13 protein-coding genes are annotated in these 14565 nt (G+C 74.1%); 9 read left to right on the top strand and 4 right to left on the bottom strand.

Features of this window, described 5'->3' with window-relative positions:
• Positions 1-13: 13 nt before the first annotated feature.
• From ACNF49_RS40395 to ACNF49_RS40380, 4 genes are all read right to left on the bottom strand, one after another.
• Entirely contained in the window at positions 14-1777 is a 1764-nt protein-coding gene (locus tag ACNF49_RS40395) for a TOMM precursor leader peptide-binding protein (protein ID WP_482941018.1), read from the bottom strand.
• Positions 1778-1779: 2 nt separating this feature from the next.
• The gene (locus tag ACNF49_RS40390) at positions 1780-3345 is read right to left on the bottom strand and encodes a hypothetical protein (protein ID WP_482941017.1); all 1566 of its coding nucleotides are present in this window, start codon (positions 3343-3345) and stop codon (positions 1780-1782) included.
• The gene (locus tag ACNF49_RS40385; protein ID WP_482941016.1) at positions 3342-4424 is read right to left on the bottom strand and encodes a hypothetical protein; all 1083 of its coding nucleotides are present in this window, start codon (positions 4422-4424) and stop codon (positions 3342-3344) included. Before ACNF49_RS40385 ends, ACNF49_RS40390 begins: the two co-directional genes overlap by 4 nt.
• A gap of 80 nt (positions 4425-4504) precedes the next feature.
• Positions 4505-4690, bottom strand: a complete 186-nt coding sequence (locus tag ACNF49_RS40380; protein ID WP_329579942.1) for a thiazolylpeptide-type bacteriocin — start codon at positions 4688-4690, stop codon at positions 4505-4507.
• 204 nt (positions 4691-4894) lie between these two features.
• Here ACNF49_RS40380 and ACNF49_RS40375 point away from each other — a divergent pair, with 204 nt between their 5' ends.
• The 9 genes from ACNF49_RS40375 (at position 4895) to ACNF49_RS40335 (ending at position 14560) form a co-directional block, all read left to right on the top strand.
• The gene (locus tag ACNF49_RS40375) at positions 4895-5839 is read left to right on the top strand and encodes an ABC transporter ATP-binding protein (protein WP_357971551.1); all 945 of its coding nucleotides are present in this window, start codon (positions 4895-4897) and stop codon (positions 5837-5839) included.
• A gap of 40 nt (positions 5840-5879) precedes the next feature.
• Positions 5880-6644 (top strand): ABC transporter permease, encoded by a 765-nt coding sequence (locus tag ACNF49_RS40370; protein WP_482941015.1) that lies wholly within the window; start codon positions 5880-5882, stop codon positions 6642-6644.
• Positions 6645-6720: 76 nt separating this feature from the next.
• Positions 6721-6882, top strand: a complete 162-nt coding sequence (locus ACNF49_RS40365) for a thiazolylpeptide-type bacteriocin (protein WP_357971549.1) — start codon at positions 6721-6723, stop codon at positions 6880-6882.
• A gap of 10 nt (positions 6883-6892) precedes the next feature.
• The gene (locus ACNF49_RS40360) at positions 6893-7039 is read left to right on the top strand and encodes a thiazolylpeptide-type bacteriocin (RefSeq protein WP_329579955.1); all 147 of its coding nucleotides are present in this window, start codon (positions 6893-6895) and stop codon (positions 7037-7039) included.
• Positions 7040-7054: 15 nt separating this feature from the next.
• Entirely contained in the window at positions 7055-7216 is a 162-nt protein-coding gene (locus ACNF49_RS40355; RefSeq protein WP_329579958.1) for a thiazolylpeptide-type bacteriocin, read from the top strand.
• A gap of 63 nt (positions 7217-7279) precedes the next feature.
• Positions 7280-9847: a lantibiotic dehydratase gene (locus ACNF49_RS40350; protein WP_482941014.1), complete on the top strand. Its 2568-nt coding sequence runs from the start codon at positions 7280-7282 to the stop codon at positions 9845-9847.
• Positions 9844-11010, top strand: coding sequence for a hypothetical protein (locus ACNF49_RS40345; RefSeq protein WP_482941013.1), 1167 nt, complete (start codon positions 9844-9846; stop codon positions 11008-11010). The genes ACNF49_RS40350 and ACNF49_RS40345 overlap by 4 nt, the downstream gene beginning before the upstream one ends.
• A complete protein-coding gene (locus ACNF49_RS40340) occupies positions 11007-12677 on the top strand; it encodes a hypothetical protein (RefSeq protein WP_482941012.1) in 1671 nt (556 codons plus the stop codon). The genes ACNF49_RS40345 and ACNF49_RS40340 overlap by 4 nt, the downstream gene beginning before the upstream one ends.
• Positions 12674-14560 (top strand): TOMM precursor leader peptide-binding protein, encoded by a 1887-nt coding sequence (locus tag ACNF49_RS40335; protein WP_482941011.1) that lies wholly within the window; start codon positions 12674-12676, stop codon positions 14558-14560. Before ACNF49_RS40340 ends, ACNF49_RS40335 begins: the two co-directional genes overlap by 4 nt.
• The last annotated feature ends 5 nt before the right edge of the window (positions 14561-14565 follow it).

The following is a 14565-nucleotide window of genomic DNA, read 5'->3' as shown; positions in this document are numbered from 1 at the left end:
GGCAGTCCTCACGTCAGGGGAAGGGGTGGGGGTGGAAGGGCAGGTCGTCGTAGCGCGGCGGTGCGGGCAGGCGGCCCAGCCTCGCGGGCACCTCCAGCAGCCGGGGCAGGCCGCGGGTGCGGCGGTAGACGTGGCCGAAGGTCATCGGCAGCGACCCCGGCACGATCACCTTGGCGGCGTGCAGCCCGAGCCGCTCGCGGGTGACCGGCTCGCTCTGGTCGACCGCTATCACCTCCAGCTCCCGCGCCGCGAGCTGCGCCACCCACTCCGACAGGTATTCGCCCAGGTCGGGTACGGCGGGGCGGCGGGGCCACACCTCGCGCCAGGACACGGGGGTCTCCTCGCCGCTCAGGAAGGAGTGCCAGGGGGCGGCCTCGGCCAGAGCGTTGACGAAGACGTGGTCGTCGACCGTGCGGACCAGCGTGGGATCCTCCAGCATGGGCTGCAGCCGGTCGGGGTCGAAGGAGACGATGCGCGGATCCGCGGCGTTCCTGGCGTTGATGTAGACCTCGACGACGGCCGACCTGACGGCGGTGAGCGGGTCGTGGTGGGCCCCGGCCGCGAACAGGGCGTTCGGCCGCCGCGGATCCGGCACGCGTCGGCGGATCATGCTGAGGACGGCCGGCACGCCGAAGTCGTTGGTGGCGTCGAACAGCAGCAGATCGTGCCCGAGCGAGCCGAGCCGGTCGGCCAGGCGGCAGATCTGCGGGTCCTCCGTCGGGGTGGCGATCCGCCGCAGCGGGGTGCGGGCGTACCAGGCCATCAGGAAGGCGTCGCGCTCGGCGACCTCGAACAGTCCGTACAGAATCGCCTCGGCCAGGCTGGAGCCGAGCCCGCAGCCGTTGGAGGAGTCGTAGATCGAGCGCCTGCCGCGCAGCCGCCAGTACACCAGCTCCTCGGGCACCAGCCGGTCGCGCCCGTGGGTCAGCGACCAGCCGTGGACCCAGGCGAGCGGCAGGCCGGGAGCGTAGGGCGTCAGGCGGAAGGCCGGATGGTCAGTCAACTCCGGCTCGTGCAGGCCGAGGGTGGCCGGGTCGACCGCGACGTGCGGGTCGAGCTGGGCGTGGGCGGCGCGCACGACGGTACGGCTGCCGCGCGGCGTCATGCCGGTCAGCCGCTCCAGCGCCTCGAACAACGCCACCCGCTCGGCGTCGGCGAAGTCCTCCGCCCTGCCGTACCCCGCCTCGGAGGAGTCGGCGGCGCCCGGCAACTCGGCGCTGGCCAGGGGCAGGCTGCGCGAGCCCCAGCGGAACAGCCGCAGCACCGGGCCGACCCGCCAGTCCAGCAGGATCTCACGCAGCCCGCCCGCGCCGGCCGTGCGGGGGTTGGCCTCGCGCAGGCCGGTGCCGGTGACCGGGTGCGAGGCGATCGTGATCGGGCGCGGGGAGTCGTCGGGCAGCGGTGCGCAGACCCGGCAGCCGCCGAAGGGCCGCACCCGGTGGGTGGAGACCTCCAGACTCTCGCCCCTGATCGCCCACATGATGCCGTCCTGCGGTCGCTCCGCCAGGCGCTCGACCAGGGCGGCGACCGTCGGCGAGACCGAGCCGCCCATGACCTGGCCGGTGTGCGGGGGACGGCCGGGCAGGGCGTGGATCCTGGCGTGCTCGGCGCAGGCCACGCACGCGCTCGTTCCCGGTCCGGTGAGCGGGCCGACCAGCACCAGGCCGCCGTCGCAGCGCACCGGAAGGACGGCGGGCCCGCCGTCCACGGCGCGGGCGGCCAGCTCGGTGATCGATTCCAGGGTCCAGGTGTCGAGGACGACGACGTCGAAGTCCATGCTCAGCTCCGCCAGATCTGGAAGCCCGCGGCGCTCACCGCGCAGGGCCGTTCGTCGCGGTGAGGCAGGCAGCCGGTCAGCTCGCGCAGGCGGGCCTGCAGCTCCTCCTCGTGCGCGGAGAGCGCGGCGGGCCACAACCACCGGCCCAGATCGCCGTCGCGCTCCTCCGGGGTGAGATCGGGGCAGGGTACGGCTCCGCAGACCGGCGTGACCGGCCCCGGTGCCAGGAGCGTGCCGACTGCGGCCATGGCGGCCATGGCCGCCGCCTCGTCACGGTCGCGCTCGACCGCCCAGCCCAGGCGGGAGCCGCCGCTGTCGACGATCTCGGCGTGCCAGGCGCCGTCCAGGTCGCGCAGGCACAGCCGCACGGCGCGGCCCAGACGGCGGGTCAGGACGCGCCACCAGTGGCTGCCGGGGACCGGGCCGCGCCACGGGGCGAGCCCGGCGGCCAGGCGGTCGGCCAGGTGGCGCAGGAGGACGCCGCAGGCGTGCAGCTCGTCCGCGCCCACGGCCGTGTGCGCCGGGTCCTCGCCGGTGAGCGCCTGGGCGGCGGCCTGAACGGCCGCCAGATGGGCGGTGTCGGTCGTGGGACCGGCTCCGGTGACCTCGCGGCCGGGCAGCGGGCAGACGACCAGGCCGAGGGGGAGCTGGGGGTGGCCGTCCGGGACGGCGGGGGGCAGCGCTCCGAGGTCGGGGTCGGTGAGCAGCGCGGCCCGCCGGAGCGCCTCCTCCAGCGTGACGCGGTGGGCGGGCGAGACCGGGGCGGCCGGAGGCCAGGGGCGGTAGGAGGCCTCCAGCGGGTCGGCCTTGGCGAGCAGGATCTGGCCGGACCTGGCGGGCCATCCGGCGATCGCCCTCGCCATCCGGTCGGCCGCCGCGGCTCCCAGCAGCTCGGCCAGCATCGCATCGGGCGCGAGCCCGTGGCCCGCGCCGGGCGGGTGAGTGGTGGCCGGGGCGTCGGGCAGGTGAGTGGTGGTCGGGGGGCCCGCGAGGCGGGTGGTCAGGGCGTCGGCCAGGGCGGCGGCCTGGGCGGGGGGCAGGGCGGGCGTGACGAACCCCGTCGGGCCCAGGCCGGCGGCGCGGACCACCAGTACGCCCGCGATGAGCGTGAGGCCGTCCGAGGCGGGTGCCGTGCGGGCGTCGATATGGCAGCGTGCCAGCGCGTCACGCGCCGCCTCCGCCAGCCGTCCCTCGCCCCGCACCGTCACGGTGGCCGCGCCCAGCGAGCGCCACGCCGCGTCCGGGTCGGGCGCCGCCGATTCCAGCCACCCCCGTACGGCCGGCGGCATGCCGTCGCCGGGCCGTACCGCCACCAGCAGGTCGTGCTCCCGCAGCCGATCGAGCAGCATCCGCACGGCCTCCCGCAGAGCGGGCTCCGGGCACAGCGCGTCGAGATCGCGCTCGCTCACCCCCTCTGCGAGCAACGGCGCCAGCCGCTGCCACAGCGGCCACAGCCCGGCCGCCCCCTCCAGGCTGACCGCGCCGCTCCACGACCGCAGGTGCACACCCGCGGGCAGGCGACCGGCCCGCACCACAGGGCGCAGCCGCAGGACCGCCTCGGCGCTCACGCCGGAACTCCGCTCAGCCGCTCGCGCCACGTCCGCCCGGTGATGCGCTCGACCGCCTGGCTGAACAGGTAGGCGGCCAGGTAACGCTCCACAGGCCGCAGGTCGCACAGCGCCAGCAGGCGGTAGAGCACGTTGGTGCCGAAACGGTAGAGCCCGAAGGGCCTGCTCAGCGCCACCTTCTCGAACCCGGACCGGTTGAGCAGCTGGTGGTATTCGCTGTAGTGGCGGCGGGTGAAGTCCCACCGGATCTCGGTGTCGCCGCCGAACCGGGCGGCGACGGCGGCGTGCCCGTTCCGGTCGCCGACCAGGGCGGCGGTGTCGAGAGCGGCGTCGGCGTGCGCGGACGCGTCACGTGACCAGGCGCGCCAGGCCGCCGCGACGCCCTCCAGCCGGCCGGGCAGGACCCCGCCTTCCGCGACGGTGCGGACCAGCTCGCTCACCCCCGCGCCGCGCTCGGCCCACTGGTGCTCGAAGGCCGCCTCCAGGCTGCCGTCGGGATCCTCGTAGGCCAGATGGTCGGCCACGTGCGACAGGAAGGACTGGTAGCCCGCTCCCAGCCCGGGCGGATAGCCAGCGGCATGGGCGGTGATCGCGACCAGGGCGAGGGTGACGCGGGAGCCGGGGGCGCCGGCCAGCTCGAGTGACCGCTCCACCGCGCCCAGGCCGAGGGCCAGCAGCTCGCACCGCTCGAGCACGGCGGCCCGCGAGCCCAGCAGGTCGACCAGGGGAGTCAGGTCGGCAGGGCGCACCAGCACCGAGTTGTCGGGGTGGAGGGGTGCGTACGGTCCGGGCACGAGCTCGGCGCGCCCGATCAGTTCCGCCTGCCGTACCAGCTCGGCCGGATCCACCACGGCGGTGGAGGGGAAGGCCGCCAGGTGGCGTCGGCAGGCGTCGGCGGCCTCCTCCGCGGCCCGGGCGTGATCGCCGGGACCGTGGAAGCGGAGCAGGACGTGCGGTCCGCGCAACCAGTGCCGATCGAGGTGGACGCTGCCGGGGAAAGACCGCGCGAGCGGAATGAGGAATTGCCGCAACAATGGCGCCTTGAAGTCCTCGTAATAATGGCAGATCACGTCGATCATACGTACCCGTCCAAGCGCGTAGAAGGGCTCTTGAATGGCCGGGGCGCGGTTCCGGCGGAAGCGGCGTCCCGGCCGGTAAATCATTCGATCTCGGTGCCGCCGCAGCAGGACGACGAGCCGCAGGTGGAGCAACCGCCGCAGCTCGACGATCCTGACGAGGCGCCGGTCTCGGGCAGGGCGACGGCGTCACGCATGGCCGTCACCTGCAGACTGGACAGATCCAGGTCGGCGAGGCCGAAGTCGGCGGTAGTGATCGCAGGGGACATGATTCACCTCCCAGGTGCTGGAGTTCGACTCCCGAAGTATGGGCCGCGTCCCGCCGCGATCACCTGACAGGTTTTCTGCTGTCTTGACCATGCTGTCGGAAAGGTGTACTGACAGCGGTCGGCCAATTTTCGGACCTTGACTGTCGGGAGCCCGCGTGAATACGCTTCGCCCGTTTCCACGACGCGATCGGTATCGGTGAAGAAATGAACGCTGTCGAGGTCGAGAATCTCACCAAGAATTACCGGGGAAATCCCCGTGCTGCGGTCGACGGAATCAGCTTCGAGGTACGCCACGGAGAGGTCTTCGGCATGCTCGGCCCGAACGGGGCCGGCAAGACCACCACCGTCGGCGTGCTGACCACGCGGGTGCGTCCCAGCGGCGGCCGGGTGGTCGTCGAGGGCGTCGACGTGCTGCGGGAACCGACGCGGGCCAGGCAGGTGCTGGCCGTGGTGCCGCAGCGGACCAACCTGGACCGCTCGCTGAGCATCCGGCAGGTCCTGCAGTGCCACGCCGCCTACCACGCGGTGCCCCGCGCCGAGCGGCGCAGGAGGGCCGGCGAGCTGCTGGAGCGCATGGGCCTGGCCGACCGCGCGAGCGACCGCACCGACCGGCTCTCCGGCGGTCAGGCGCAGCGCGTGATGATCGCCAGGGCGCTCATGCACGAGCCGCGCGTGCTGTTCCTGGACGAGCCGTCCGGCGGGCTGGACCCGCAGTCACGGCTGTTCGTGCACGAGCGCATCGCCGAGCTGCGCGAGCGCGGCGTGACCGTGGTGCTGACGACGCACCAGATGGACGAGGCGGCCAAGCTCTGCGACCGGGTCGCCATCCTGGACCACGGCAAGGTGCTGGCGCTGGACACCCCCGGCGCCCTGGTCAGGGAGCTGCCGGGCAGCAACACCCTCACGCTCGCGCTGGACTCGGCCGAGGGCGCGGCGGCCGCGGCGCTCGCCGCCGTCGAGACCGTCGAACGCGTGGAGGAGCTGCCGGGCGGGCGCGTACGCCTGTACACCTCGCACGATCCCGGTGAGGTGCTGCCCACCGTGGTCAAGGCGCTGGCCGGCCACGACCTCACGCTCGCCGGGGTGGAGTTCGCCCGCCTCGGCCTGGAGGACGTCTTCCTCCGCCTCACCGGACGGGAGCTGCGATGACCACCATCGACGAGGCCAGGGCCGCGGCCCCCGGCCGCCCGTGGCGCGCTCCTTCGCCGCCATCCTCACGCGCGACCTCGTCGTCACCTGGCGCGAGCTGCCCGCCTTCCTGACCCAGGTGGTGCTGCAGCCGCTGTTCATCCTGTTCGTCTTCGGCACGGTCCTGGGCGACCTGGGCTACGTCGGCCGCGACTTCGGAGCGGTGCTGCTGCCTGGAGTCATCGCGCTCAACGCCTTCGTCGGAGGGCTGCAGAACACCGCGCTGCCGCTGACGCTGGACTTCTCCTACAGCAGGGAGATCGAGGACCGGCTGCTGGCGCCGCTGCCGATCTGGCTGGTGGCCGTCGAGAAGATGCTCTTCGGCACGGTTCGCGGCCTGCTCGCCGGAGCGGTCATGATCCCGCTGGGCATGCTCGTCCTGCCGGGCACCGAGATCGCCCTCGCCGCCGTGTCGCCCGCCCTGCTCGTCATGGCCCTGGGGGCCTTCGTGGGCTCGGCGATCGGGATGACCCTGGGCACCGCGGTCTCGCCCCGGGGCATCAACACCGTCTTCGCGGCGGTGCTGACGCCGCTGATGTTCACCGGGGCCACCCAGTTCCCCTGGCCGGAGCTGGAGCGGCTGCCGTGGTTCCAGGTCGTCTGCGCGCTCAACCCGCTCACCTACGTCAGCGAGGCCATGCGCGCGGTCATGGTCCCCCAGATCCCGCACCTCGCGTTCTGGCTCTGCCTGCTCGTCATGGCGGTGGCCGGCGCGGGGTTCGCGGTCGCAGGCGCGCTCGGCTTCGGCCGCCGCGCCCTGGACTGAAGGAGGTGCCCGCCGCTTCCCTTCCACCCGCCAGCCGCACTCGCACGTGTACGTGTACGGAAAGGAATGAAACCCCATGTCGAACCTGACCTTCAACCTGGAGGACCTGGCTCTGGAGGAGCTGTCGGTCACCACGATGCGCGACGGCGTCGCGCTTCCCGAGACCGGCGCCTCCGCCTGCAGCGCGTTCACCTCGATCGCCACATCCTCGTCCTGCTGCTGCATCGTCATCCAGTAGGGAGCATGCGATGACCGCTTTCCCCTTCGAGGTGACGGATCTGAACCTGGAGGAGCTGTCGGTGACGGCGATGCGCGACAGCGTCGCCCTCCCCGAGACCGCCGCCTCCGGGTGCCTGACCACCTCTTCGTGCTGCTCGTGCATCCAACCCACCTGAGTGAGAGAAGGTGCCATGCCCAGTTTCGCCTTCCAGGTCGACGAGCTGGCTCTGGAGGAGCTGTCGGTGACGGCGATGCGTGACAGCGTCGCGCTTCCCGAGACCGGCGCATCCGGCATCAGCTGCTCCAACCTGTCGATGTCGTGCAGCTCCTGCTGCTCCATCGACCCGATATAGGAAGCCGCTCACACCCCCCGGCCGCTCACGGGTGGCCGGGGGACCACCCACAGAGGATGCGTGATGACCAGCACATTGGACAGGCCGGCAGGCAGCGGTACGGCGAGCGCTGAACTGGCGCCCTTCGCGGTGGTCAGGCGCGCGGCCCTGCCGTACCCCGAACGTCCCCAGCAGGCCGAGCCGTGGCGTGCGGCCCTGCGTGAGCTGGCCGGACTGCTGCGCACCATGGAGGCGGCCGCGCCCGGCCTGGCCGACGCGCTCGCGGCCAGTGCCGCCCGCCACTCCCTCGACTTCCACCGCGCCGTGGTGCTGCCGCTGCGGCGCGACGTCCACAACGGCCGGGTGCCGCGCGAATCCCTCGCGGCCCGGCTCGGCGACCTGCCCGAAAGGGTGCCCGGCCTGGCCGGGTGGCTGGCCGCCGCCCGCGCACGCGCCCGGCTGGAGCAGGAGCTCGCGGCCGGATGGGGCGACGCGCTGACGGCGGAACGCGAGGTCCTGGCGGGCATCTGTAGGGCGGAGCCGCTGCGCCAGGCCGTCACCCTCACCGGGCGCGACCTGCTGTACGGCGTGGACCGTACGGCCGCGTGCGCCGGGCGCCCCGACAAGCGCGCCCGCCAGGCCGAGCCCACCGTGCTGCGCTACGCGCTGCGCGCCACCGCCAAGACCAGCCCGCTGTCCTGGTACACCTCGGTCGGCCTCGGCTGGTGGGACGGGCGCCCTGGCTGCGACCCCCAGCCGCGCGCCTGCTCGCAGGTCAACCACGTCCTGGTCACACGGCTGCTGAACGCCCTGCTCAAAGACCCGGGCAGACGCGTGAACCTGCCGCACCGGCTCGCACCCGCCCTGCGGGAGCGCGACGGGCGGGTGGTGTACCAGCGCGACATCCCCCAGGCCGACGCCACCCACGTGCACGCGGCCCGAGAGGAACGGGTCGAACTCGCCCTCACCGGGCCGGTCTCCTTCCTCCTCCGGCACCTGCACGAGGGGGAACGCACCCCTCGGGAACTGGCCGAACTGCTGGCGCGCAACATCGCCGACCCGGCGGCCGCGCAGGCGGCGGGCGCGTACGTGGGACAGATGATCGACGTCGGGCTCATCGTGCCGGTGTGGCCGGTCGACCCGCAGGACCCGGACGTGCTGGGCTCCCTGGCACGCTGGCTGGAGACCGCCCCGGCCGCCGGCGGCCTGGTTTCGGACGGCGTGGCCGCTGATCCTCTGGTCGCGGGCGGCTCGCCGGCCGGGCGGCTGGCGAGCCTGCGAGAGCGCACCGCGGCCTTCTCCAGCCTGCCCGCCGCCGCCCGCCCGGCCGCGCTGGCCGCGCTGGCCGACGACTGGCGGGAGACGGGCGAGCTCGTGGGCGCCGACCTGGCCGGGGTGCCGGTTCTCATGGAGGACGTCACCCTCCCCGGCCCCCTGCCCCTGGGCGCCGGGCACGGCCGCGCCGACCTGCCCGCGCTGGCCCGGCTCACCCCGCTGACCATGCTCTTCGACCACCACCTGTTCGTCCGCCGCCTGGTCACCGAGCGGTTCGTCGACCTGTACGGCAGCGGCGCCCGCGTGCCCCTGTCCGCCTGCACAGAGCTGATGTCGCAGGTCTGGAGCCAGGTGCTCGGCAACAGGCAGCGCGACCCCGGCATCGAGGCCGCCCGCGAGCAGGTGCGCGAGCTGATCTCCGCCGCCGGCGACCCGCACTCGCTCGACCGCGAGATCCCCAGGGAAGCCGTCAACGCCGCCGCGGACCTGCTGCCCGCCTGGGTGCACGCCCGGCCGGTCTCCTACTCCTACTTCGTCCAGCCCGTCCCCGGCGGCGGGCTCGCGGTCAACCACGTCTACGCCGGGTTCGCCAGGTTCACCAGCCGTTTCCTGCCCCAGCTCGACCCCTCGGCCACGGCGGCCGTGACGGAATGGCTGCACCGCGTCCTGGGCCCCGACACCGTGCAATACCGCCCGGTGCTGGGCTTCAACGCCAACCTGCACCCCATGGTCACCGCCCGCGAGGTGGGCGAGGACCCGCGCTGGGCCGACCTCCCGCCCGAGGAGCTCGACCTCCTCCACGACGAGGACACCGAGCTCGTCCGGGTCGTCGACCGCGCCACCGGACGCCCCCTGAGCGTGCTCTACCTCGGCTTCCTCGTGCCCTACTCGCTACCGGACCGCACCGCGCCCCTCACCGCGGACCTGGTGTGCGGGCATCCGGCACTGTCCGGCCTCGCTGGCAGGCGCGAGACGGGCGGGGTGACGGAGCTGGGACGGCTGACCCACGACGGGATCGTGCTGCAGCGCCGCAAGTGGAAGTTCGCCGACGACGCGGCCACCGCGCTGCGCGAAGCCTTCAGGAGCGAGCATCCCGCCGTCGCCGCCGCCCGCCTCCGGGCCCGCCACGGGCTGCCCGAGCACCTGTTCGCCGAGGCGTCCACGGCCGTGGACTCGCTGGCCGGGTTCCTGCGCAAGCTGCGGGCGGCCAAGCCGCAGTACGTCGATCTGGGCAACGCGCTGCACCTGCGCTGCCTGCCCGCCCACCTGGAGCGGTACCCCGAGGACATCGCCCTGGTGGAGGCCCTGCCCGTACCGGGGACCGTGGACGAACCGGTGACCGAGCTCATCGTCGAATCCTGCTGGAGAGCCTCATGAGCGAGTTGGACGTCGTCTGCTATTACTACGAGCCCGTCAAGGCGGGGCTGCTCAGGCAGGCCGTCTTTCCCGCGCTGGGGGAGGCGGTCGCGGCGGGCGTACGCGGGCACGTCGAGCGCCACTGGCTCCACGGCCCCCACCTGCGCGTCCGCCTCCGACCTGGCCCAGGCACGACGAGCGCCGCGAACCCGGCGGACGGCATGGCCGCCCCGGCGGAGCTGGCCGCTGCCGCAGAGCTGGTCGCCGATCGGTTGCGCGGCCACCTGAGCCGCCACCCCTCGACCAGCCGGCAGACCCCCGCCGAGCTACTCGCCCACTCGCGCGAGGCCGGGCGCCTGGAGCTGGTCGCCGGGCCGTACGAGCCCATTTTTCCCGACAACACCGTCACCATCACCCCCGCCGACCACGCCCCGACCGCCGGGCTGCTGGGCTCGGCCGAGCTGGTACGGCTGCGCTCGCGCGTGCTCGAACGGGGCATGCCGCCGTGCCGTACCGCCCTGGACCAGCTCGCATCGGACGGCGACAGCGCGCCCGGCCGGATCGCCCTGGCGATCACCGCGATGACCGTGCACGCCGACGAGTACCCGCACGGCCTGCAGCACGGCTACCACTCCTTCCTGTCGCACGTGGAGGATTTCCTCACCTGGCACGACCCGGACGGCCGGGTTCGGCATGGTCTCGACACCGCCTGGGAACGCAACCGCGAGGCGACCGTCGACCTCGTGGCACGCATCGCCGAAGGACACCGACCCTCCGCCGCCGTGTCGGCCTGGCGGGCCTGGAGCACGGCGGCCCGCGCCGAGGCCGGGCAGGCCTGCGACGACGGCGTCCTGGTGATGGAGCTCGGACCCGGCTACGCCGCACGCGCCGCCCTGCTCGACGATCCGCGCACCGCCCGGCGCTGGGACCCGGGCGCCCCGCGCGAGGTCAGTGAATACCACCGGGCGCTGCGCTCGGTGGACTTCACCCGGCCTCCGCTCGGCCGCAGCTTCACCGTTTACCGGTTCGGCACGAACATGCTCTACCAGCTCCTGGCCGTCTGCGACGTCACCCCCATGGAGCGGTACCTGGCCGCCTCGATGATGGCCCGCGCGGTCCAGCAGGTGACGGGCACCAGCTGGCGCGAACAGCTCGGGGCGCCCCTCGGGTCGGTGGCGCGATGACGGAGGTGCTCCGGCTGCGCCCGGTCGTCCACGCCGCCCCCACCGCCGACGGGGTGCACGTACGCGGGTGGACGTCGAGCTTCACCGTCAAGGGCGGGGCCGGGCTGTGGCGGCTGTGGGAGCAGCTCGCCGCGGCCCTGGCGGGCGGCGTGCCCGCCCCCGAGCTGGCCGCCCCACCCGGCACCCCGGAACCGGTCGCCCGCGCCATCGAGCTGATCATCGGCCAGCTGCGCGAGCACGACATGCTCGTGGCCGTGCCGCAGGGGTGGGGAGAACCGGGCCCCGACCTGCCGCCGATCGCGGTGGCCGGCTGGCTTGAGTCCTCGGCGGCCGACCCCGCCGCCGCGTGGCACCGGCTCGCCGGGACGGTGTTCACGGTCTGCGGCGCAGGCGCACCGGCCGCCGCCGCCGAGCGCGCCCTGGCCGCAGCGGGGATGCGCTGCCGCCGCGTACCGGGGCCGGCCTCCACGCTGACGCTGGAGGCGTCGGACCAGCTCGCCGTGGTGGCCGGGTGCCTGGGAGAGGTCGGCTACGCCGTACCCCCGGGCTCCGCCGACACGGCGGCAGCGCAGGCCGCCGCCGTGGCCCACCACCTGTCGGACGGGCCCACCGCGGAGCCGCCCGAGGTCCTTTGCGCACTGGTGGCCGGGGCTGCGGTGCACCGGTTGCTGTGCGCGGCGGCCGGGCTGCCCGACCCCTCCCGGGAAGGGCGCGAGACCCCCACACCGCACCACGCGGTCCTGGTCGCCCGCCTCGACCCGCTCAGGATGGCCTATCACCCCTGGCCCGGCGCCGAGCCACCCCGCGAGGCGCTCTCCTGGGAGGAGGCCATGGCGGCACTCGACGTCCTCGGCGATCCTGAGCTGGGCCTGGTGCCCGCCCCACAGGCGCAGGATCTGCCCCAGCTCCCCGTCAACCTGGCCGCCTGTGGCGAGATGGTGGGCTACGGCACCACACTGGACGCCGCCCGCCTGCACGCCGCCCTGTCCGCGGTCGCCCGGCCCTCCGACGTGGCCATCGGCATGGATCACCTGCACGCCCGCGGCCTGGCCCTGCGCCTGGCCACCCATCGCGACCGGCCGGAACCGGTGGCGTCCGTGGAGCTCGTGGAGGAGGCGGAGTGGGCCGACGATCCCGCGGCGCGCCGCTGGTGGAAGGCGCTGACCCTACGCCTGGCCGTACCGGCGAGCATCGAGGTGGTACGGCTCGCGGCCGGCGTGGTGCATGCCCAGGTGAGTGCACGCGGGTGCGTCCTCGGCTGGGCGGTGGAAGCCGAAGCAGGCGAGGCGGCAGCCTTCGCCCTGCTCGCGGCGACGGCGAGGGAACAGGCGCGCCGTGCGGGCCGGTCGATCGCCGAAGGTGCACCGGTCTGCGGCGCGACCCCGGCATGGCAGCCCTCGCCCCAGCCGCTTCCCTGGGGGTACCGGGACCATGCCTGGCCGTCTGGTTCCCGCGAAGGCGAGGCCCGCTTTCAGCAGGCCCTCGCAGCCCTGGCCGGCGAGCATGAGACCCCTGGAGCCGAAATCGGGGCCACCGCGCTCAGGCCGGCTGCACTCGTGGCAGACGAAGCCGGGGTCGGCGGGCTGTGGGCGACCTCGGGTCTGGTCGCGGTCCGGGTACCCCCTGCCCGCGCGGCGCGGCCGCTCGTCCTCGGACGCGCCCAATGAAGATCCGCTCCTGCGCGACAGAGCTACGCGACACGGACGCCGAGGCGCTCTTCCTGACCCGGTACCGCCTGGCCGAGCTGGAGGAGCTCGCCGCCCGCACCAAGAGCAGACGGCATCCGTTGCTGCCGATCTGCCACGAGGGCGCACTGGTCCTGATCGGCCCGGTCCAGGGCCCCCGAGGCGGCGTCTGCCTGGCCTGCGCCGAGACCCAGCGGCTGGCCGCGTTCGGGACCGCCGTCCCGGTGGGCGACCCGCGGCTCACCCTGCGAGGTGTGGCATCGCCCGCCTTCCAGCCCGCTCTGCTGGAGCTGGCGGTCACGATGCTCGCCGACGCCGAGCGGCACGCGGACGTCGTCTACGCCCTGCGGACCGACCACGGCTCCCTGACCCGCCACACCGTCATGCCCCGCACCGAGGGATGCCCGACATGCGCACCGCGGCCGACGGAGGAGCCCATCGCCCAGCCATCGCCCCCAGCTGCGACGGCCGTCGCGGGCACCTTGCGGACCCACAACCCGAGGACCGAGGGCTCACGCCTGCACGACACGCTCATCGACTCGCGTTACGGCCCAGTGGCAGGTCTCAGACGCAGTGGCTCCCTGGCTCTGCCCACGGTGGCCGCGATGCTGGCCGGTGACCCGGACGGGCAGGTGGCCGGGTTCGGCCGGACGGGGGACTTCGCGCAGTCGGAGCGGGTGGCCCTGTTCGAGGCGGTCGAGCGACTCAGCGGCATGCGCCCGCACGGCGGCCTGGCCGGCGCGGCCGGCACGGGTGGCACGGGTGGCGCGGGCAGAGCGGCGCGGGCGGGTGGCGCAGGCGGTGCGGTGTGGGCGGCCTTCGCCGACCTGGGCCCGGACCGCGCGGTCGATCCCGCCACGCTGGGCCTGCACGAGCCCGACCGGTACCGGACCGACCCCCACCGCACCCTGGTCCCCTACACCCCCGACGTGCCGACCACCTGGGCGCAAGGTTGGTCCTTCACCCGCTCCACGCCCCTTCTCGTCCCCGAGCACGTCGCCTACTGGGGGCTGCCACGAAGCGACGCGGCCAGGTTCGTGGCCGAGACCTCCAGCGGTTGCGGGCTGGGCAACAGCCTGGCCGAGGCGGTGCTGCACGGCTTCTTCGAGGTCGCGGAGCGCGACGCGTTCCTGATGGCCTGGTACGCGGGCACCCCGCTGCCCCGCCTCGCCGTACCGGACGATCATCCCCTGCTGCCCCACCTGGTCGATCGCCTCGACCACCGTGGGTACGTCCTGGAATTTTTCGACGCCACGAACGATCTCGGCGTCCCCGTCGCCCTGGCGATGGCCCGGCAAAGGGACGGCAGGCAGCCCGCGGCCTTCTTCGCCGCAGGAGCGCATCCCGATCCGGTGGCCGCGATGGTCTCGGCCGCCGCGGAGATCGCCGTGGACGTCGAATCCGCCGCCGACCGGGCCAGGCGGGCGCCGGGCGACTACACGAGGGAGCGGCTGCTGCGCCTGCTCGACGACCCGGACCGGATCCGCACCATGGAGGACCACGTCGCCGTGTACGGCCTGGCGGAGGCGGCAGGGAGGTACGCGTTCCTCCTGGAGGACGCTCCGGATCCGGTGCCCGCCCCCGCTCCACCCGGCGGCGACCTGTGGGCGGTTCTCGACCACTACGTCGGCCATCTGCGTGGGCTCGGCCTGGAGCTCGCCGCCGTGGACCAGAGCCATCCCGTCATCCGCGACCGTTTGGGCCTGCGTGCGGCGAAGGTGATCGTGCCGGGCACGCTGCCCATGACTTTCGGCCACGCCAACCGGCGCCTGCGCGGCCTGGACCGGCTCTGGAGCGTCCCCGCCCGCCTGGGCCGCCGCCCCACACGTGAACCCGACCGCCTGCCACCCCACCCATTCCCGTGACGGAG

Source organism: Actinomadura sp. ATCC 39365 (genome assembly GCF_054392275.1).
Note: the sequence above shows the minus strand (reverse complement) of the source record. Positions and strands in the feature narration are given on the sequence as shown.